Source organism: Mesobacillus sp. LC4, assembly GCF_053543455.1.
Map to the genome: position 1 here is coordinate 246,931 of NZ_JBGCUB010000002.1, position 19,312 is coordinate 266,242.

21 protein-coding genes are annotated in these 19,312 nt (G+C 46.2%); all 21 read left to right on the forward strand.

Features of this window, described 5'->3' with window-relative positions; translation table 11 throughout:
• Positions 1-216 precede the first annotated feature (216 nt).
• The 21 genes from upp (at position 217) to nuoK (ending at position 19,242) form a co-directional block, all read left to right on the forward strand.
• Complete coding sequence (gene upp / locus AB5I83_RS07875; RefSeq protein WP_041964614.1) at positions 217-846, forward strand: uracil phosphoribosyltransferase; 630 nt, start codon at positions 217-219, stop codon at positions 844-846.
• A gap of 12 nt (positions 847-858) precedes the next feature.
• Positions 859-2,001 carry a non-hydrolyzing UDP-N-acetylglucosamine 2-epimerase gene (gene wecB / locus AB5I83_RS07880; protein WP_448974296.1) on the forward strand — a complete coding sequence of 381 codons (1,143 nt, stop codon included), beginning with the start codon at positions 859-861 and terminating at the stop codon, positions 1,999-2,001.
• Between the two features lie 562 nt (positions 2,002-2,563).
• Positions 2,564-4,843: a S8 family serine peptidase gene (locus AB5I83_RS07885; RefSeq protein ID WP_448974298.1), complete on the forward strand. Its 2,280-nt coding sequence runs from the start codon at positions 2,564-2,566 to the stop codon at positions 4,841-4,843.
• 365 nt (positions 4,844-5,208) lie between these two features.
• The gene (locus AB5I83_RS07890; protein WP_226642823.1) at positions 5,209-5,430 is read left to right on the forward strand and encodes an AtpZ/AtpI family protein; all 222 of its coding nucleotides are present in this window, start codon (positions 5,209-5,211) and stop codon (positions 5,428-5,430) included.
• 6 nt (positions 5,431-5,436) lie between these two features.
• A complete protein-coding gene (locus tag AB5I83_RS07895; RefSeq protein ID WP_448974300.1) occupies positions 5,437-5,808 on the forward strand; it encodes an ATP synthase subunit I in 372 nt (123 codons plus the stop codon).
• Positions 5,809-5,831: 23 nt separating this feature from the next.
• The gene (atpB, locus tag AB5I83_RS07900) at positions 5,832-6,542 is read left to right on the forward strand and encodes a F0F1 ATP synthase subunit A (RefSeq protein ID WP_226643072.1); all 711 of its coding nucleotides are present in this window, start codon (positions 5,832-5,834) and stop codon (positions 6,540-6,542) included.
• 70 nt (positions 6,543-6,612) lie between these two features.
• Entirely contained in the window at positions 6,613-6,825 is a 213-nt protein-coding gene (gene atpE, locus AB5I83_RS07905; RefSeq protein ID WP_023613579.1) for a F0F1 ATP synthase subunit C, read from the forward strand.
• Positions 6,826-7,079: 254 nt separating this feature from the next.
• The gene (gene atpF, locus AB5I83_RS07910) at positions 7,080-7,601 is read left to right on the forward strand and encodes a F0F1 ATP synthase subunit B (RefSeq protein ID WP_448974303.1); all 522 of its coding nucleotides are present in this window, start codon (positions 7,080-7,082) and stop codon (positions 7,599-7,601) included.
• Entirely contained in the window at positions 7,598-8,134 is a 537-nt protein-coding gene (locus AB5I83_RS07915) for a F0F1 ATP synthase subunit delta (protein ID WP_226642828.1), read from the forward strand. The genes atpF and AB5I83_RS07915 overlap by 4 nt, the downstream gene beginning before the upstream one ends.
• Positions 8,135-8,158: 24 nt before the next feature.
• Entirely contained in the window at positions 8,159-9,667 is a 1,509-nt protein-coding gene (atpA, locus tag AB5I83_RS07920) for a F0F1 ATP synthase subunit alpha (protein WP_167831108.1), read from the forward strand.
• 225 nt (positions 9,668-9,892) lie between these two features.
• Positions 9,893-10,753 carry a F0F1 ATP synthase subunit gamma gene (locus AB5I83_RS07925; RefSeq protein WP_167831109.1) on the forward strand — a complete coding sequence of 287 codons (861 nt, stop codon included), beginning with the start codon at positions 9,893-9,895 and terminating at the stop codon, positions 10,751-10,753.
• An 87-nt stretch (positions 10,754-10,840) separates the two neighbouring features.
• Entirely contained in the window at positions 10,841-12,253 is a 1,413-nt protein-coding gene (gene atpD / locus AB5I83_RS07930; protein WP_167831110.1) for a F0F1 ATP synthase subunit beta, read from the forward strand.
• 22 nt (positions 12,254-12,275) lie between these two features.
• Positions 12,276-12,683 (forward strand): F0F1 ATP synthase subunit epsilon, encoded by a 408-nt coding sequence (locus AB5I83_RS07935; protein WP_214903026.1) that lies wholly within the window; start codon positions 12,276-12,278, stop codon positions 12,681-12,683.
• An 886-nt stretch (positions 12,684-13,569) separates the two neighbouring features.
• Positions 13,570-13,947, forward strand: a complete 378-nt coding sequence (locus AB5I83_RS07940) for an NADH-quinone oxidoreductase subunit A (protein ID WP_167831111.1) — start codon at positions 13,570-13,572, stop codon at positions 13,945-13,947.
• Complete coding sequence (locus AB5I83_RS07945; RefSeq protein ID WP_023613587.1) at positions 13,938-14,450, forward strand: NuoB/complex I 20 kDa subunit family protein; 513 nt, start codon at positions 13,938-13,940, stop codon at positions 14,448-14,450. Before AB5I83_RS07940 ends, AB5I83_RS07945 begins: the two co-directional genes overlap by 10 nt.
• A gap of 3 nt (positions 14,451-14,453) precedes the next feature.
• Positions 14,454-15,836 (forward strand): NADH-quinone oxidoreductase subunit C, encoded by a 1,383-nt coding sequence (locus tag AB5I83_RS07950; RefSeq protein WP_448974307.1) that lies wholly within the window; start codon positions 14,454-14,456, stop codon positions 15,834-15,836.
• A gap of 3 nt (positions 15,837-15,839) precedes the next feature.
• Positions 15,840-16,940, forward strand: a complete 1,101-nt coding sequence (locus tag AB5I83_RS07955) for an NADH-quinone oxidoreductase subunit D (RefSeq protein WP_448974309.1) — start codon at positions 15,840-15,842, stop codon at positions 16,938-16,940.
• A complete protein-coding gene (nuoH, locus tag AB5I83_RS07960) occupies positions 16,940-17,947 on the forward strand; it encodes an NADH-quinone oxidoreductase subunit NuoH (protein WP_226086194.1) in 1,008 nt (335 codons plus the stop codon). Before AB5I83_RS07955 ends, nuoH begins: the two co-directional genes overlap by 1 nt.
• A 43-nt stretch (positions 17,948-17,990) precedes the next feature.
• Positions 17,991-18,410 carry an NADH-quinone oxidoreductase subunit NuoI gene (gene nuoI, locus AB5I83_RS07965; protein ID WP_023613591.1) on the forward strand — a complete coding sequence of 140 codons (420 nt, stop codon included), beginning with the start codon at positions 17,991-17,993 and terminating at the stop codon, positions 18,408-18,410.
• A complete protein-coding gene (locus AB5I83_RS07970; protein WP_167831114.1) occupies positions 18,407-18,931 on the forward strand; it encodes an NADH-quinone oxidoreductase subunit J in 525 nt (174 codons plus the stop codon). Before nuoI ends, AB5I83_RS07970 begins: the two co-directional genes overlap by 4 nt.
• Positions 18,928-19,242 carry an NADH-quinone oxidoreductase subunit NuoK gene (gene nuoK, locus AB5I83_RS07975; RefSeq protein ID WP_023613593.1) on the forward strand — a complete coding sequence of 105 codons (315 nt, stop codon included), beginning with the start codon at positions 18,928-18,930 and terminating at the stop codon, positions 19,240-19,242. Before AB5I83_RS07970 ends, nuoK begins: the two co-directional genes overlap by 4 nt.
• Positions 19,243-19,312 lie beyond the last annotated feature (70 nt).

Sequence of the window (19,312 nt, forward strand, 5' to 3'; positions counted from 1 at the left end):
CGCCTGTTGAAGTCAAAGAACGACTTTACCAGTCGGCCCTCCAGCGCTTGTCGGGGCTGACCAAAGCGCTTCCGCTTTTCAATCAAAAATCATTACGCTGTTGCGGTTGCTTGTACAGAAGTTTTTCTGTAAAATTATACGAAGTGTGATTCAACAGATCTTACATAAAACAGACAGGTGTTCACAACTCATTTACCTTTAAAAGGAGCGATACACATGGCAAAAGTATACGTATTTGACCATCCATTGATCCAGCATAAACTTACTTATATCCGCGAAAAAAGCACAGGCACGAAGGAATTCCGCGAGCTTGTCGATGAAGTTGCAACGCTGATGGCGTTCGAAATCACGCGTGACATGCCGCTTGAGGAAATTGAAATTGAAACACCAGTCGAAAAGACAAAATCCAAAGTACTATCAGGCAAAAAGCTAGGCATCATCCCAATCCTGCGTGCAGGTATCGGAATGGTGGATGGCATCCTGAAATTGATTCCAGCAGCGAAGGTCGGCCATATCGGACTTTACCGCGATCCTGAAACATTATTGCCGGTTGAATATTATGTGAAGCTTCCAAGTGACGTCGAAGAGCGCGATTTCATCGTCGTCGATCCAATGCTTGCGACAGGCGGATCGGCCGTCGAAGCGATTAACTCTCTTAAAAAGCGCGGTGCGAAGCACATCAAATTCATGTGTTTAATTGCAGCTCCTGAAGGGGTAGAAACGGTAAAAGAAGCTCACCCTGATGTAGATATCTACATCGCTGCACTCGATGAAAAGCTGAATGACCACGGATACATCGTACCTGGACTAGGAGACGCAGGAGATCGTTTATTCGGGACTAAATAAGGAGTGTTTGCGATGAACAAGCCTATTAAAGTAATGACAATTTTCGGGACACGTCCGGAAGCAATCAAAATGGCACCACTTGTCCTCGAATTACAGAAACACCCTGAACACTTTGAATCAATCGTTACGGTAACCGCCCAGCACCGCCAAATGCTGGATCAGGTTTTGAATATTTTCAATATCACGCCAGACCATGACCTCAACATCATGAAGGATCGCCAAACTTTGATTGATGTAACAACACGAGGTCTGGAAGGCCTGGATAAAGTAATGAAGGAAGTCAAGCCGGATATCGTCCTTGTGCATGGAGATACGACAACTACGTTTGTGGCCAGTCTTGCGGCTTATTACAATCAGATTGTCGTCGGTCATGTCGAGGCGGGATTGAGAACGTGGAATAAATATTCTCCGTTCCCTGAGGAAATGAACCGTCAGCTGACAGGAGTAATGGCAGATCTTCATTTTGCGCCAACTTCTAAATCAGCGGCTAATTTGCTGCGGGAAAACAAATCTGAAGAAAACATCTTCGTAACCGGTAACACGGCAATCGATGCATTGAAGACAACGGTAAAAGAAACCTATCAGCATAAGGTTCTCGATAAGCTGGGCGATGACCGCTTGATCCTGATGACGGCACACCGCCGTGAAAACCTCGGTGAGCCAATGCGCAATATGTTCCGTGCCATCAAAAGAATCGTCGATGATCAGCAAGATGTACAAGTTGTTTACCCTGTTCACTTAAATCCTGTTGTCCGTGAACTGGCAGACGAAGTGCTGGGCAATGACCCTCGCATTCATCTGATCGAGCCTCTTGACGTCATTGACTTCCATAACTTCGCTTCACGCGCGCATCTCATCCTGACTGACTCAGGCGGCGTGCAGGAAGAAGCACCGTCTTTAGGTGTGCCTGTACTCGTTCTTCGCGACACAACCGAGCGTCCGGAAGGCATAGAAGCAGGAACACTGAAGCTCGCTGGGAACGAAGAGCAGCCAATTTACGAAATGGCAACAGAATTGCTGACAGACCAGGAAGCATATGAAAAAATGGCCAAAGCCTCAAATCCGTATGGAGATGGCCGTGCATCAGAACGCATTTGTGAAGCCATCCGTTATTACTTCAAACACACTGAAAATCGTCCTGGACAATATAAATAAGTACCGATTAGACACCTCTTTTTTAAAAAAAGGGGTGTTTTTTAGGTGTATTGTGGCTTTATGCTACTTGATAGATTCTTAACTAAATAAGTTCAGTTGTAACTAAACGTTGATTTTAGATTTTAGTAAAATAAACGGAAAAATTCCGCTTAAATTGAAAACGAACCTTATTTCTATAAAAATAAGGGGTGTTTTTCCGGTTAGCTAATCAAAATCAATTGATTTTGTCTTTTTTTTATTAGTTAACCGTAATACCTCCGCTTATTTCTGCTTCCAAAGCTTCCTCCGTATACAATAGCCGGAAATTCTCCGCTTATGAAATCGCATAAGCACTCCAAAATCAACAATGAGTGAGGACTGAGCCAATTAAAAGTAATAATTGCACGGACATCAGTAATAATTGCACGGATATCAATCATAATTGCACCCTAAACACAATTAATTGCGCGAAAAGACACCTTAATTGCACGATAAATTGGTGGAATTGCACCATCACCCTATTTTTGGAAGTATATAAGCAGCCCCCAATTGAAACGCTAAACGGAAAAAGGGGGATTCCGTCTTGATCAAGCGTTCTCTAATCATTATTTTTCCAATATTGCTGATTCTCGTTGCTTTCGAACCGCAAAAACTGCAGCTTCCGCCGATTCCTCAAGAAGATCCCCAAACGGAAAAAATCGCAATCGTATTAACGAAGCAACAACTCAATGAACATGATATCAACAATCAGCTAAAACCACTCAAGAACACTAAGCTCCGCCGCATCTTTACACATGCGATCAATGGATTCTCTGTTAAAGGGCCAGTGTCTGAGCTGGAGAAGTTAAAAAAATCAAATGACATTCAATTTTTATCCGAAGTGAATACATACAAGGTGGAAAGCTCCGCCCATCTTCCAAACCGCTACAAACCAAGTGATAGTTTTATCGATAATTTTGAACTGATTGGAACAGATGCGGTCCATGGAATTCTTGATGAAAAAGGCAATCGCCTGACAGGAAAGGGTGTCACAATCGGGGTAATCGATACGGGAATAGATTATGACCATCCTGATTTAAGGAGGAGTTTTGCTGGGGGGCATGATCTGGTGGATGGTGATGATGACCCGATGGAAACTAAGGGTGCCGGCTTCCGGAGCACCCTGCACGGCACGCATGTGGCTGGCGTCATCGCGGCAAACGGCAGGATGAGAGGAATTGCTCCCGATGCGAAACTGGTTGCCTACCGTGCGCTTGGTCCGGGTGGAAGTGGTACGACAGAGCAGGTGATTGCTGCTATTGATGAAGCGATAAAGGATAAGGTCGACATCCTGAATCTATCACTCGGAAATGACGTCAATGGCCCGGACTTGCCCATCAGCCTCGCGCTTAACAAGGCGGTGGACGAAGGAATCGTGGCGGTAACTTCCTCTGGGAACTCTGGGCCTAATCGTTGGACAGTAGGATCGCCAGGCACCGCTTCCAAGGCAATCTCGGTTGGCGCGTCAACTCCTCCGATGCAGGTGCCATATCTTAACGCAACAGGAATAACGGATAAAATCAGACTTGAACTTTTACAGGGTTCGGACAATTGGAAAATTACCCAAAGTGAAAACCTTGTATTTGCAGGCCTTGGCACGAAAGAAGAAATGAATGATGTAAGGGACAAGCTTGTTTTAGTAGAACGGGGAAAGCTTACTTTTACCGAAAAAGCGAAGAACGCTTATGAAGCGGGGGCCATAGGGGTAATCATCTATAACAACACGAAGGGAACATTCTTCGGGAATCTGGAAGAAAGCCTGCCGATTCCAGTGGCTGCAATCAGTAAAGAAGCAGGATTGGCACTGAAAAAACAGTTCGATAATAACTCGACGCTGATCCGCATCCATTTAATAGAAGAAAAAGATATACTTGCGGACTTCAGCTCCCGCGGCCCGGTAACGGTCACATGGGAAATCAAGCCGGATATCGTTGCGCCTGGTGTGGCGATCAACAGTACGATACCAGGAGGTTACCTCCCGCTTCAGGGAACAAGCATGGCCGCGCCCCATGTTGCAGGTGCAGCAGCCCTGATCAAGCAGGCTCATCCCGACTGGTCACCAGCTGAGATCAAGGCAGCAATCATGAATACGGCCAAGGATATTACAGATCGAACGGGCAAAAGATACCGGACATTCGAGCAAGGAGCGGGAAGGATCCAGTTAGAGGCAGCGATCAATACCGAAACCCTTGTCAGTCCTGGTTCCCTTCAATTCGGTAAATTCCAGCTTGCCGACAGCATGCATGAGCACAGTGCGAAACTGACTGTTAGAAATACAGGCTCTACTGCTAGGACCTATTCATTTTCCATTCCAAAAAAAGAACAGGGAATAGATTGGGAGCTTCCGATGAGTTTCACTTTGGAACCGAACGAGGCGAAAGACGTAGAGCTCGCGATGAGTGCCAGCCCTTCCTTGCTAAAGGACAAGATCCATGACGGTGCCCTTCTTATAGATGATGGGAAAAATAAAATCAGCATCCCATACCTTTATGTTGTGGAAGAACCTGATTACCCACGGGTGATGGGCTTCGACTTCGCCCCTGCTGATAATGGCGAAGCGTACAGGTATGAAGTCTATTTGCCTGGTGGAGCAGAGGAATTCGGCATCGCACTTTTTGATCCAGATCAATACCGCTTCGTCGGATTCCTTGATTGGGGGAGAAAGCTGGAAAAAGGAATGGTCGGAAAAGAAATACCTATGGAAAAATTGCCGGAGGAAGGGATGTACCTTGCGAAAGTATTTGCCCGAAAGCAGGGCAGGGAGAGCACGATCGATACAATGATTTTTATCAGTAAAAGTGTAAGGGCCGAAGAACACGATTGAACCAGTGCATTATGTAAAAATGCAAGGGGCGGAGAAAGGTGACTCTCTTTCCGGCCCTTTATTATTTTCAATTTAATCCATGCTATCATTTGGAAAAAGTTGAGCTGAAATGCAATCGAAAATTAGTTTTTATAATATAATACTTAGATAGGGTTAATGGTATATATTCACAGTGAAAACTTTGTGAATTTTTTCACCCCAATGGATTGACATTGACTTTTGCCTATTGTATGCTTACAAAGGGCATAAAATGATAAGGTTTTCAATGTTGATATGCAAGCTTTTTTTGTGAAAATATTGTTTTTTCGAAAAATGATTTTTCACCCCCTGAAGCTCCCATTCTCATAAGCGAGGATGCGTTTTTTATGCGCCGAAACAACCGCCACCCTTTACAAGCGATGGCACTCATGTCCGCTATACTATCTCAATTGGTAGGCTCCATTTTAATTGGCATTTTCTCCGGGAGATGGCTTGACCGTACCTTTGGTACAGAGCCACTTTTCTTAATATTCGGATTGCTGATCGGTTTGGCGGCAGGTGTTTATGCCATGCTCCGCCTCATCCAACACTTCTTTTCGGGAGACTAGCCATCTATGGAAATCCAGGACTTGTTTATTCGCCAGCGCAAATACATATTCACCTTGTTGTCTGTATACGTACTCGGGTACGGCTTTACAAGCTATCAATCTGTTTTTGCGGGATTGATCTTTGGTACAAGCCTGAGCCTTTTTAATTTATGGCTGCTTGCGAGGAAAATGAACAACTTCGGGGATTCGGTGGTACAGGGGAAGAAGGTGCGATCGCTCGGCTCAATGTCGAGGCTTGCTACCGGAGCACTTGCTGTAATCGTTGCAATGGAATACCCGGATCACATAAACCTTGTGTTCACAATTTTGGGATTAATGACAGCTTACATTGTCATTATGATAGATTTTTTTGTCCAGTCTTTTCAATCACGTAAATAGCGGGGAAGAGAGGTGAATAATTGATGCATCATGAAGCTCCTTTAGTTCCATTTTTAGGACTTTATTTTAACCTGGCAAACATGCTGATGATTACAGTAGCAAGTGCTATAGTCTTCATCATTGCAGTACTTTCCACTCGTAAGCTTGCGATGAAACCGACAGGAATCCAGAATTTCATGGAATGGATCATGGATTTCGTAAAAGGAATCATCAACAGCACGATGGACTGGAAGGATGGGGGAAGATTCCATGTCCTTGGCATCACATTGCTGATGTATGTGTTTGTTGCCAATATGCTGGGATTGCCGTTCTCTGTCGTAGTCGACAATCAACTTTGGTGGAAATCACCAACAGCCGACCCAGTCATTACACTGACTCTTGCAGTCATGGTGGTAGGACTTTCCCATTATTATGGCGTCAAGCTTAAAGGTACAGCCGAATACGGCAAGGAATTCTTTAAGCCATTTTGGTTCATGTTCCCGATCAAGATCATTGAAGAGTTTGCAAACACGCTCACACTTGGTCTGCGTCTTTACGGTAACATTTACGCGGGTGAGATCCTGTTGGGTCTGCTTGCAGCCGGACTTGCAACTGACGCTGTCAGCACTTTGGCGGCAGCCGTTCCAATGCTTGTATGGCAAGGTTTCTCCGTTTTCGTCGGAGCAATCCAGGCATTTATCTTCACAATGTTAACGATGGTTTATCTCTCCCATAAAGTGAGCCATGACCATTAATATATACCTGTTCATTTAATGGACAAAACTTAAAAAACATTTTTTCATACATTAAAGGAGGAACTTTATAATGGGTCTTTTAGCAGCAGCAATCGCAATTGGTTTAGCAGCACTTGGTGCAGGTATTGGTAACGGTTTGATCGTGTCACGTACAGTAGAAGGTATCGCTCGTCAGCCAGAAGCTCGCGGTATGCTTCAAACTACAATGTTCATCGGGGTTGCATTGGTTGAGGCGATTCCTATCATCGCTGTAGTTATCGCGTTCATGGTTATTGGTGGTTAATCAATTATAAGAATTTAAGATGGCGAAGATCATTCCGCGCGAACCTTCGCCATTCTATTATGTCGGCTTTCTGCCGGTTCAATCCGGCGAGAGGCGACCTGAATTTGAATGTAAGCAATCGTTTGAAATAAAATCGGGCAAGCCCGGGATTTGGAACGGGAAGCCATAGCGTTGGCTTTTAAGCCAGGTGACGCTTGTTGGACCTTTTTAATCATGGTACAACTCTTGAAGGGAGTGAATCGAGGGTGTTAACAATGAATTCTTTAGTATTGGGAGCAACTGCTGAAGCAGGCCACTTGAACACAGGCGATATCTTGTTCCAGCTTGTTATGTTCCTTATTTTGTTAGCATTGCTTAAGAAGTTCGCTTGGGGTCCATTGATGGGCATCATGAAGGAACGTGAAGAGCATATTGCTGGCGAAATCGGAGCGGCTGAAAAAAGCCGTGCTGAAGCACAGAAACTTTTGGAAGAACAGCGTGAAATGCTTAAGCAGGCACGCACAGAAGCACAGGGCCTAATTGAAAACGCAAAGAAACAGGGTGACGTTCAGCGTGATGAAATCATTGCACTGGCACGCACTGAATCTGACAGAATCAAAGAATCTGCGAAGCTTGAAATTGAGCAGCAGAAGGAGCAGGCTGTTGCGGCGATCCGCGAACAAGTTGCTTCACTTTCTGTATTGATTGCTTCTAAAGTGATCGAGAAGGAAATCTCTGCAGCTGACCAGGAAAAGCTCATCAATGAATACATTCAAGAGGCGGGTAATGCCCGATGAGCAACTCGACAGTAGCAAAGCGCTATGCCCTGGCACTTTTTCAACTCGCTTCTGAAAAGCAGGCTCTCCCACAGGTTGAGGAAGAGCTTCGCACAGTAAAAGAAGTTGTTGTGAACAATCCGGAATTGACTGCATTTTTAAAGTCTCCGAAGCTTCCAAACGAGAAGAAGAAAGAGGTTTTGAAAACAGCTTTCGGATCTGTAAGCACGTATGTCCTTAATACACTGATGATTTTGGTTGACCGCCACCGCGAAGACCAGATCGCAGACGTTGCTGACCAGTTCATCGCCCTTGCGAATGATGCAAAAGGCGTGGCTGAAGCAAAGGTTTATAGTGTCCAGCCTTTGACGGCTGAGCAGGCTGAAGCACTTTCAGCTTCGTTCGCGCCGCAGGTTGGCAAACAGGCACTTCAAATTGAAAACATTGTAGATTCCAATTTGCTTGGAGGCGTAAAGCTTCGCATTGGAAACCGCATTTTTGACGGCAGCTTGCGTGGCAAGCTAGACCGCTTAGAACGTAAATTGCTAGGCTAAGATTCGTAGATAGGGGTGAAACTCATGAGCATCAAAGCTGAAGAAATCAGTGCGCTGATAAAATCGCAAATCGAAAATTATCAGTCGGAAATTCAAGTGAGTGATGTGGGTACAGTTATCAGTGTTGGTGACGGTATCGCCCGTGCTCATGGCCTCGACAATGTCATGGCTGGAGAACTTGTTGAATTTTCAAACGGCGTTATGGGTATGGCACAAAACCTGGAAGAAAATAACGTCGGTATCATCATCCTTGGACCTTTCACGGACATCCGCGAAGGTGACGAGGTACGCCGTACGGGCCGCATCATGGAGGTTCCTGTTGGGGAACAGCTTATCGGCCGCGTCGTAAACCCTCTTGGACAGCCAGTGGATGGCATGGGTCCAATCAACACAACAAAAACTCGTCCTATCGAGTACGCTGCACCAGGCGTTATGGACCGTAAATCCGTTCATGAGCCATTGCAGACTGGTATCAAGGCGATCGACGCTCTTGTGCCAATCGGCCGCGGACAGCGTGAATTGATTATCGGTGACCGCCAGACTGGTAAAACATCTGTAGCGATCGATACAATCCTTAACCAAAAAGGCCAGGACATGATCTGTATCTACGTTGCAATCGGACAGAAGGAATCAACTGTACGTAACGCAGTTGAAACTCTCCGTAAGCACGGCGCGTTAGATTACTCTATCGTTGTTACAGCATCTGCTTCACAGCCGGCACCACTTTTATACCTAGCTCCTTACGCTGGTGTAACAATGGGTGAAGAATTCATGTACAATGGCAAGCACGTTCTTGTCGTATATGATGACCTTTCAAAACAAGCGGCAGCATATCGTGAACTTTCCTTGCTACTTCGCCGTCCTCCAGGCCGCGAAGCTTACCCAGGGGATGTATTCTACTTGCACTCACGCTTACTAGAGCGTGCTGCTAAGTTGAGCGACGCTAAAGGCGCAGGTTCAATCACAGCACTTCCGTTCATTGAAACTCAGGCAGGCGACGTTTCTGCTTACATTCCAACGAACGTTATCTCAATCACAGACGGACAGATCTTCTTGCAGTCTGACCTATTCTTCTCTGGCGTACGTCCAGCGATCAACGCAGGTCTTTCTGTATCCCGTGTAGGTGGATCCGCTCAAATCAAAGCGATGAAGAAGGTATCTGGTACACTGCGTCTTGACCTTGCTTCATACCGTGAATTGGAAGCATTCGCACAGTTCGGTTCTGACCTTGACAAAGCGACTCAGGCTAAACTTAACCGCGGTGCACGTACGGTAGAAGTTCTTAAACAAGATCTTAACAAGCCGCTTGCTGTTGAAAAGCAAGTTGCGATCCTATATGCACTGACTCGCGGCTTCCTTGACGATATTCCATTGCAGGATATCCGCCGCTTCGAAGGTGAATTCCTTTCATGGTTAGACCACAACCATACAGATGTGTTAGACCATATCCGTTCAACGAAGGAACTTCCTTCAGACGACGATATGAGTGCTGCAATCAACGCGTTCAAAAAGACGTTTGCAGTTTCTGAGTAACTAGAAAAGCGGAAGCGCCTTGGTCAGCCCCGACAAGCGGTGGAGGACCAGCCGGTGAAGTCGTTCTTTGACTTCATTGGATGGACCGAAGCGACTCGAAGGGCTAGGCGCTGTAGCTGGACAGGTAGAATAAGTAGCAGCGCCAGCATTCCTTTTTAAAAAAGGACCTGGCTCCTGCTTACACTTGGACTAACAATCTTTTGTAAAAGGGTGGTGAGAACCGAAATGGCATCTTTACGCGATATTAAAAACCGTATTACTTCGACTAAAAAGACGAGCCAGATTACCAAGGCAATGGAGATGGTATCCGCAGCTAAATGGAACCGTGGAGTCATGAACGCGAAAGCATTCGTTCCTTACATGGAAAAAATCCAGGAAGTGACTGCCTCAATCGCAATGGGCAGCAAGGATTCCAACCACCCAATGCTGAACAGCCGTCCAGTCAAGAAGACGGGATATCTAGTAATCACATCTGACCGTGGACTTGCAGGGGCATACAACAGTAACGTCCTTCGCCAGGTTTACCAGACGATCCAGCAACGCCATAAATCAAATGATGAGTTTGCGATTATCGCGATCGGGCGTGTCGGCCGTGACTTTTTCCAAAGCCGTGGCATGAACGTTGTCCTTGACATCGTCGGCATTGCAGATCAGCCGTCCTTCGCGGAAATCCAGGATATCGCCAGCAACACTGTTGGCATGTTCTCAGATGGATCATTTGATGAATTATATATTTACTACAGTCATTACGTCAGCGCGATCGCTCAAGAAGTAACTGATAAGAAACTGCTTCCGTTAACGGATATTGGCGGATCTTCAACAAAGCTTACTTCTTATGAATTTGAGCCGAACGCTGAGGAGATCCTGGAAGTTCTCTTGCCTCAATACGCAGAAAGCTTGATTTATGGAGCACTGCTTGACAGTAAAGCAAGTGAACACGCTGCCCGTATGACAGCCATGAGAAACGCAACGGATAACGCAAAAGAGCTGATCAATTCCCTCAGCTTGAGCTACAACCGTGCGCGTCAGGCTGCTATTACCCAGGAAATCACCGAAATCGTCGGTGGAGCTGCAGCGCTCGAATAGATTTTTCAATGAAAATCGGGGATGTGGCTTAATGCTGCATCCCATCATGATGTATATATTTCAACTAGTACGATAGGAGGGAACAAGATGAACAAAGGACGCGTTCTCCAGGTTATGGGTCCGGTTGTTGACGTTAAGTTTGAAAGCGGCAATCTTCCAGAGATCTATAACGCTTTGAAAATTGTAACAAGCGATGCGGATGTGAACATCGAACTAACTCTTGAAGTAGCCCTTCACTTAGGCGATGACACAGTTCGTACAATCGCGATGTCTTCCACAGACGGCCTTAAGCGTGGCGTCGAAGTATTAGATACAGGTGCTCCAATCTCCGTTCCGGTTGGGGACGTAACACTAGGACGTGTATTCAACGTATTGGGTGAGTCAATCGACCTTGACGCTCCAGTTGCTGCTGATGCACGCCGCGATTCAATCCACAGGGAAGCTCCAACATTCGAACAGCTTTCAACTGAGGTTGAAATCCTTGAAACAGGAATCAAGGTAGTTGACCTTCTTGCTCCATATATCAAGGGTGGTAAGATCGGATTGTTCGGTGGTGCCGGTGTAGGTAAAACCGTTCTTATCCAGGAATTGATCAACAACATCGCTCAAGAGCACAGCGGTATCTCCGTATTCGCAGGTGTTGGTGAGCGTACACGTGAAGGTAATGACCTTTACCACGAAATGACTGACTCTGGCGTTATCAAGCAAACAGCGATGGTATTCGGACAGATGAACGAGCCGCCAGGAGCACGTATGCGTGTTGCCCTGACTGGTTTGACAATGGCTGAATATTTCCGTGATGAGCAAGGACAGGACGTTCTTTTCTTCATGGATAACATCTTCCGTTTCACGCAAGCAGGTTCTGAGGTTTCTGCCCTACTTGGCCGTATGCCATCAGCGGTAGGTTACCAGCCGACTCTTGCTACAGAAATGGGTAAATTGCAGGAACGTATCACATCTACTAACGTAGGTTCTGTTACTTCCATCCAGGCGATCTATGTACCTGCCGATGACTACACTGACCCGGCTCCGGCTACAACTTTCGCTCACTTGGATGCAACAACAAACCTTGAGCGTAAGCTATCTGAAATGGGTATCTACCCTGCGGTGGATCCACTTGCTTCGACTTCACGTGCATTGACACCTGAAATCGTTGGCGAAGACCACTATTCAGTAGCTCGTCGCGTACAGCAAACATTACAGCGTTACAGAGAACTTCAGGATATCATCGCGATCCTTGGTATGGATGAGCTATCTGACGAAGATAAGCTAACTGTACACCGCGCTCGCCGTATCCAGTTCTACCTGTCACAAAACTTCCACGTAGCCGAACAGTTCACAGGACAGAAAGGTTCTTACGTGCCAGTTAAAGAAACAGTTAAAGGATTCGCTGAAATCCTTGACGGCAAATATGACCACCTTCCAGAAGATGCATTCCGCCTAGTTGGCCGAATCGAAGAAGTTATCGAGAATGCAAAACGTATGGGTGTAGAGGTCTAATAACGGACCAGGAGGGTAAAAAATGAAGACGATTAAAGTCAGTGTTGTTACTCCCGATGGGCCGGTGTATGAATCAGATGTTGAAATGGTAAGCACAAAAGCGAGCACAGGCGAGCTTGGAATCTTGCCAGGTCACATTCCTATGGTTGCACCGCTACAAATTGGCGCTGTCCGTTTGAAAAATGGCAGCAATAACGAGTTCATTGCAGTCAGCGGCGGCTTCCTCGAGGTCCGTCCTGAGCAGGTAACCATCCTTGCTCAATCTGCAGAACAATCATCTGAAATCGATCTTGAACGTGCACTAAAAGCAAAAGAACGCGCTGAGCAGCGCCTGCATGAAAGAAAGCAGGAGAACGTCGACTTCAAGCGTGCAGAACTTGCCCTGCAGCGTGCGATCAACCGTATTTCAGTTGCAGAACGCAGAATCTAAGATACATCAACACCCTCCGGCGCTGCCGGGGGGTGTTTTTATTTTATAGAAGGTGATGGATTTGCTGAAATCTTATTATGTTGGTGGGTGAACTAGCGAATGTGCTGCGATTTTACGCTGCCAGAAGATTTACAAAACTAGGAGCAGATTCCGTTTCGCTATATAATCAATAAAGTCGCTATATAAATGAAAAACTCGCTATAAAACCGGTAAACTCGCTATATAAATCAAAAATTCGCTATAAAAAATAAGAACTCGCTATAAAAATTATAATCTTGCTATAAAACATTTGGATATCATCAATCAGCCTGGAAAAAATGCAGATAGATCAGGTATGCAATCTAAATCTCGCTTTCGCATCGTAAAAACTCATGTCCAGAGATAAATTCAGCGTCAATCGCTCAATTAATCAGTCACTTTACCACTCAATTCTTAATTAATACCCTCAAATACACCCCGCAATCAAAATTTCCACAATTCCGCCATAAATCAACGCTGTCAAAGAACTTCACAATGTTGACAAACGTCACTGACAACTTAATCCAAATTGTATTTAATATAGAATGTAACCGATTTGTCTGCTGCGTTTTACGGTTAACAAGGATGGTCAGGAGGCTGCACCCTCCAAATTGGCAGGAGTTCGAAATAAGCCTTGTCAAAAGAGTAAGAATATATTGCCTTTATAGCAACTAAGTATGAAAGGGGAACCCTCTTTCCGCCAATACAATAACACTCAATTAGAAGCTATTTCTCTATTGAAAAGGGCTTGGAAGAAGGTTGCCAGATTGTTCAAAGGCTTGTCGACACACTATTGTAACAATGGTATAATTGTTATCGGTTACAAGATTAAAAAGTATGAAAATTTCACAACATTGGAGGGATGGGCATGGAGCAGTTGAATCTATATCAAAATAACTATTTGATAGTCTTTGTGTTCCTATGTCTCGGGGTATTGCTTCCAATCGTAGCCTTGTTTGCGGCTAAGCTTTTGCGGCCGAAATACAAGCAGGACGAGCGGAAATATACCACCTACGAGAGCGGGATGGTACCGTTCAGTGATGCACGGGTCCAGTTTAATGTCCGTTATTATGTTTTTGCTCTTATGTTCGTTATTTTTGATGTAGAAACAGCGTTTTTGTATCCATGGGCTGTCGCCTATGAGAAGCTGGGAATCTTCGCATTGATCGAGATGCTGATTTTCGTTGTTATGCTTCTGATCGGACTCATCTACGCATGGAAAAAGAAGGTGCTAAAATGGATTTAAAGTTGGATGATTTCTCACCTGAAGAAGTGGCAGAACTCCAAAGAAATGTGTTCGTAACAACTCTTGAGCAGGTTAAAGGCTGGGCTCGCAGCAACTCCATGTGGCCAATGACTTTCGGTCTTGCTTGCTGCGCGATTGAAATGATGGCATCCAGTTCGGCTCACTATGACCTGGACCGTTTCGGGACATTCTACCGGAACTCACCTCGTCAGTCCGATGTCATGATCGTTTCAGGCACAGTTACGAAAAAAATGGCTCCGACTGTCCGCAGACTATATGACCAATTGGCAGAACCAAAATGGGTAATCGCCATGGGTTCATGCGCGACAGCAGGCGGTCCATATGTAAAATCATACTCAGTTGTAAAAGGTGTCGATCAGATTGTGCCGGTCGATGTTTACATACCGGGTTGCCCGCCGAATCCAGCAGCATTGATTTACGGGATTAATAAATTGAAAGAGAAAATCCGTTATGAGGCGAAAACCGGGAAGAAGGTGATCTAACCGATGAGCGGGGAAAAGGATTTAGAGCAGATAAAGAGAGAAGCAGCCCAAAAAGCAAAAGAGCTTGCGAAGCAGCGACAGGCTGCTAAACAGGCAGGGGAAGGAAATGACCCGAAAGAGGTTGCCGACAAAGTCGCAGAACCTGAAGTGAAAGAAACAGAGGCGAAGGCAGATGCACCAGCAGGTGACGATGCCGAGCTTGCGAAAAAGAAAGCAGCCGCCGCAGCGAAGGCGAAAGCAGCTGCACTGGCAAAAATGAAAGCGAGTGGCCAGGCTGAAGAACCAGAAGCGAAAGAGGAAGTATCGGCTCCGGTAGAAGGTCAAGATGCTGAATTAGCCAAGAAAAAAGCAGCCGCAGCAGCAAAAGCAAAAGCAGCCGCTCTTGCTAAAATGAAGGCAACTGGCCAGGCAGAGGAAAGCAAGGAAGAATCTGCAGCTCCTGAAACTTCAGCAGGCGACGATGATGACCTTGCGAAAAAGAAAGCCGCAGCCGTAGCGAAAGCGAAGGCAGCAGCGGCAGCAAAAAGGAAGGCTCAAGAGGCAGCTGGAGGAGCAGACGCTTCAGCAGGTGACGATGATGACCTTGCGAAAAAGAAAGCCGCAGCCGTAGCGAAGGCAAAGGCAGCAGCGGCAGCGAAAAGGAAAGCTCAGGAGGCAGGCGGAGGAGCGGACGCTTCAGCAGGCGACGATGATGATTTAGCGAAAAAGAAAGCAGCAGCTGTAGCGAAAGCAAAGGCGGCCGCAGCAGCAAAAGCAAAAGCTGCAGCATCGGGCGGAGGATCCGCTGACGACGAGAAAGCGAAAGCGATTGCCGCAGCCAAGGCAAAAGCCGCAGCTGCAGCGAAGGCGAAGTCAGCAGCAGGCGCAAAAGCAGGAGCAGAAGAGCCTGTTAAAGAGAAAAAGCCATCTCCAAATCAGCCTTACTTAGATAAATATGTAAAAGCGATTACCGACAATCTAGGCGATGATATTTTGGAAGATTCGTATATTAATCCTCTTTCAAAAGATGTCCCAACGCTTGTCGCTAAAAGAGAATCTTATTACCGATTGGCTGAATTCCTGAAGTACAACGAACTATTAGGCTTTGATTATCTATCTGAGATTCACGGCACTGATTTCCAGACACATATGGAAGTGTATGTTCACTTGTACTCATACAAAAACAGGCAGTCCGTTGCATTGAAGGTCAAGCTTGACCGCGACCAGCCGGTTATTGAGTCACTGGCGAACCTGTGGGCAGGAGCGAACTGGCCGGAGTGTGAAACGTATGACTTGCTTGGCATCAAATTCGAAGGCCATCCAAACCTCCATCGCATCATGCTTGGTGAAGACTGGGTAGGCCACCCATTAAGAAAAGACTATGAACCGTATGATGTGGAGGTGTAGCCCGTGATACGCACAGAAGAAATGCTCTTGAACGTGGGCCCGCAGCACCCTAGTACACACGGTGTATTCCGCCTCGTTCTGAAAATTGATGGTGAGATTATCGTTGAAGCGAAGCCGGTCATCGGTTATTTGCACCGCGGGACTGAAAAACTAGCTGAAGACCTGCAATACACACAAATCATTCCGTATACAGACCGGATGGACTACGTATCGGCAATGACGAATAACTATGTAATCGTCCATGCAGTCGAAACGATGATGGGCGTACAGATCCCTGAACGCGCCGAGTACTTAAGGATATTGGCGATGGAATTGAACAGGGTTGCCAGCCACTTGCTGTGGTGGGGAACATTCATCCTCGACTTCGGTGCGACAAGCCCATTGCTATACGCATTCCGTGACCGTGAGATGATCCTTAACCTATTGAATGAATTGTCTGGTGCTCGTCTGACTTTCAACTACATGCGTGTAGGAGGCGTCAAATGGGACGCTCCGGAAGGCTGGATTGAAAAGGTCGCTGAATTTGTCCCTTACCTAAGAGGACAGTTGAAAGGCTACCACCAGCTGGTATCAGGAAACGAGATCTTCCTCAACCGTACAAAAAACATTGGTACATATACAAAGGAAGATGCAATCAATTACTCATTGAGCGGACCGAACCTGCGCTCAACAGGCGTGAAGTGGGATCTGCGCAAGGATGAGCCATATTCAATTTATGACCGCTTCGATTTTGACGTTGTCACTCGCGATGAAGGCGACGCGCTTGCCCGTTACCATGTAAGGATGGGCGAAATCGAAGAATCACTGAAAATCATCGAACAGGCTGTGCAGCAATTCCCGAAAGATGGGGAAATCATAGCCAAGGTTCCAAAAATCATCAAGGCTCCAAAAGGGGAAGCGTTTGTCCGGATCGAAGGCTCACGTGGCGAAATAGGCTGCTATATTTCCAGCGATGGCAAAAAAGAGCCGTACCGTCTCAAATTCAGACGACCGAGCTTCTATAATCTGCAAATCCTCCCTAAACTGCTCGAAGGTGAAAGCATCTCAAATCTGATTGCAATTTTAGGAGCGGTTGATATCGTTCTTGGGGAGGTAGACGGTTAATGGTTCAGAACTTTCTCGAATCTAGCCCGGGCCTTATGAATTTCAGCATCTTCTTTGTCCTGGCTGTCGTCCTGCTGTTAGTAATCCTAGGGTTCGTTACGATGGCGATTCTGGCAGAGAGGAAAGTGCTTGGTTTCATGCAGGGCCGTTATGGTCCATCCCATGTCGGCGGTAAATGGGGGCTGTTGCAATCCGTTGCCGACGTTTTAAAGCTGCTGGTAAAAGAAGACCTGATTCCAAAAGCCGCTGATAAGCCGCTGTTCATTATCGCGCCGGTCATCGCGTTCGCGCCATCCTTCATGGTCATGGCGACGATCCCTTTGACAGATAAACTGCAGTTTGCTGACTTGAATGTAGGATTCCTGTATTATATCGCTATCTCAGGTCTGACCATTGTCGGCATGCTGATGGCAGGCTGGGCTTCAAACAACAAGTACTCATTGCTTGGCGGTATGCGTGCTGCGGCACAGATGATTTCCTATGAAATCCCGCTGGTTATGAGCGTACTTGGAATCGTCCTGCTGACAGGCAGCCTGAATCTTAATGATATTGTTGCAGCACAAGGTGACAGTGGCTGGTTCATCCTATGGCAGCCAATCGCGTTCATCGTGTTCTTCATCGCTGCTACTGCCGAACTGAACAGGGTTCCATTTGACCTTGCAGAAGCGGAAAACGAGCTTGTTGCCGGTTTCCACACAGAGTACTCTGGCTTCCGCTGGGCGATGTTCATGCTCGCTGAATATGTGTATATGTTCGCAATGTCTGCGTTGATCACTGTATTATTCCTTGGAGGCTGGCTTCCGCTGCCGTTCCTTGGCTTCATTCCAGGAGCTGTATGGTTCTCGCTCAAGTTCAGCTTGGTGGTCTATATCCTCATCTGGTTCCGTGCTACGTTCCCGCGTATCCGCGCCGACCAATTGATGGAGTTCGCATGGAAAGTGCTTCTGCCGGTAGCGCTGGCAAACATCTTCCTTACTGCTTTGATTAAAGAATTTTTTCTAAAATAGGAACGGAAGCAGCATTGCTTCCTGCATTAAAGGGGTGAATTACGTGCTAGGATGGACTAAAGGATTAGCTTATACCCTTAAACAATTGACTCGCGAAAAGCTGACTTACGATTATCCAAACGAACCGATTCCGCTTCCTGACAGGTTCCGCGGGATCCAGAAGTTTTATCCTGAAAAATGCATCGTCTGCAACCAGTGTGCCAATATTTGTCCGACAGATTGCATTAACTTGACTGGTAAAAAGCATCCTGATCCAACGAAAAAAGGCAAAATCATTGATACGTATGATATCAACTTCGAACTTTGCATCCTCTGTGACCTGTGCACAGAAGTTTGCCCGACTGAAGCGATCATCATGACGAACAATTTTGAGCTTGCTGAATACAGCCGGGATGATTTATTCAAGAACCTGGAATGGCTTGACGAAAATGATGAGAATATACGGAAGGTGAATAAAGCATGACGTTAACAGGCGAATTCTTTGCGTTTATGTCACTTGCTTTAGTGGCGGTAATCGGCGGCGTGCTTTTATTGAACCTCACCAAGGTCATCCACATGGTCGTAGCGCTCGTCTTTACATTCGTCAGTATTGCAGGTATTTATGTGCTCTTGTCCGCTGAATTCCTGGCGGTCATCCAAGTAATGATTTATTCCGGCGCCATCACGATCATGATGCTGTTCGGGATCATGCTTACCCGCCACCATGGTGATGAAGCAGAACCAAAGGGCGGAATGCTGCGCAAGCTTGCACTGCTGCTAGGAGTCATTGGCTTTGGAGCAGCTGTGTATTTTGGAATTTACGATTTGAATTTCGAAGCAGTACCAAATACGCTGCATGAAAATAACACAGAACAAATCGGGGTATCATTGTTCTCGCAATATATCATCCCGTTTGAGCTGACATCCGTAATCCTGCTTGCTGCGCTCGTCGGCGCAATCGTACTTGCGCGCAAGGATGACGAAAAGGAGGGTGATCAGGAATGAGTTCTGTTCCGGTTTCAGCCTATCTGGCACTTGCACTTATTCTTTTCTGCATCGGACTTTACGGTGCGCTGACAAAGAAGAACACAGTCATTGTGTTGATATCTATCGAATTGATGCTGAATGCGGTCAATATCAATCTGGTAACCTTCAGTAAATACGGAGTTAACCCTTCGATTACTGGCCAGGTTTTCGCGCTGTTCTCGATTGCCGTTGCAGCAGCTGAAGTAGCGGTAGGACTGGCGATCCTGATTTCGCTCTACCGCAACCGCAGAACGGTCAATATCGATGAAATGAATCAATTGAAAAATTAGATTGATGGATTTTTTATAGACGGCATTTGCCGTTAAAAACCAGAAGATTTCTTGTAGCTGGACTGCCCCG

Bases quoted from the DNA above. Each gene is read 5' to 3' on its own strand.
- AB5I83_RS07890 (WP_226642823.1), top strand. From the start codon at position 5,209: ATGCGCCGAAACAACCGCCACCCTTTACAAGCGATGGCACTCATGTCC.
- nuoK (WP_023613593.1), top strand. From the start codon at position 18,928: ATGAGTTCTGTTCCGGTTTCAGCCTATCTGGCACTTGCACTTATTCTT.
- AB5I83_RS07935 (WP_214903026.1), top strand. From the start codon at position 12,276: ATGAAGACGATTAAAGTCAGTGTTGTTACTCCCGATGGGCCGGTGTAT.
- AB5I83_RS07925 (WP_167831109.1), top strand. From the start codon at position 9,893: ATGGCATCTTTACGCGATATTAAAAACCGTATTACTTCGACTAAAAAG.
- atpE (WP_023613579.1), top strand. From the start codon at position 6,613: ATGGGTCTTTTAGCAGCAGCAATCGCAATTGGTTTAGCAGCACTTGGT.
- AB5I83_RS07940 (WP_167831111.1), top strand. From the start codon at position 13,570: ATGGAGCAGTTGAATCTATATCAAAATAACTATTTGATAGTCTTTGTG.
- atpA (WP_167831108.1), top strand. From the start codon at position 8,159: ATGAGCATCAAAGCTGAAGAAATCAGTGCGCTGATAAAATCGCAAATC.
- AB5I83_RS07895 (WP_448974300.1), top strand. From the start codon at position 5,437: ATGGAAATCCAGGACTTGTTTATTCGCCAGCGCAAATACATATTCACC.
- AB5I83_RS07950 (WP_448974307.1), top strand. From the start codon at position 14,454: ATGAGCGGGGAAAAGGATTTAGAGCAGATAAAGAGAGAAGCAGCCCAA.
- atpD (WP_167831110.1), top strand. From the start codon at position 10,841: ATGAACAAAGGACGCGTTCTCCAGGTTATGGGTCCGGTTGTTGACGTT.
- wecB (WP_448974296.1), top strand. From the start codon at position 859: ATGAACAAGCCTATTAAAGTAATGACAATTTTCGGGACACGTCCGGAA.
- atpB (WP_226643072.1), top strand. From the start codon at position 5,832: ATGCATCATGAAGCTCCTTTAGTTCCATTTTTAGGACTTTATTTTAAC.
- upp (WP_041964614.1), top strand. From the start codon at position 217: ATGGCAAAAGTATACGTATTTGACCATCCATTGATCCAGCATAAACTT.
- AB5I83_RS07915 (WP_226642828.1), top strand. From the start codon at position 7,598: ATGAGCAACTCGACAGTAGCAAAGCGCTATGCCCTGGCACTTTTTCAA.
- nuoH (WP_226086194.1), top strand. From the start codon at position 16,940: ATGGTTCAGAACTTTCTCGAATCTAGCCCGGGCCTTATGAATTTCAGC.
- AB5I83_RS07970 (WP_167831114.1), top strand. From the start codon at position 18,407: ATGACGTTAACAGGCGAATTCTTTGCGTTTATGTCACTTGCTTTAGTG.
- AB5I83_RS07945 (WP_023613587.1), top strand. From the start codon at position 13,938: ATGGATTTAAAGTTGGATGATTTCTCACCTGAAGAAGTGGCAGAACTC.
- atpF (WP_448974303.1), top strand. From the start codon at position 7,080: ATGAATTCTTTAGTATTGGGAGCAACTGCTGAAGCAGGCCACTTGAAC.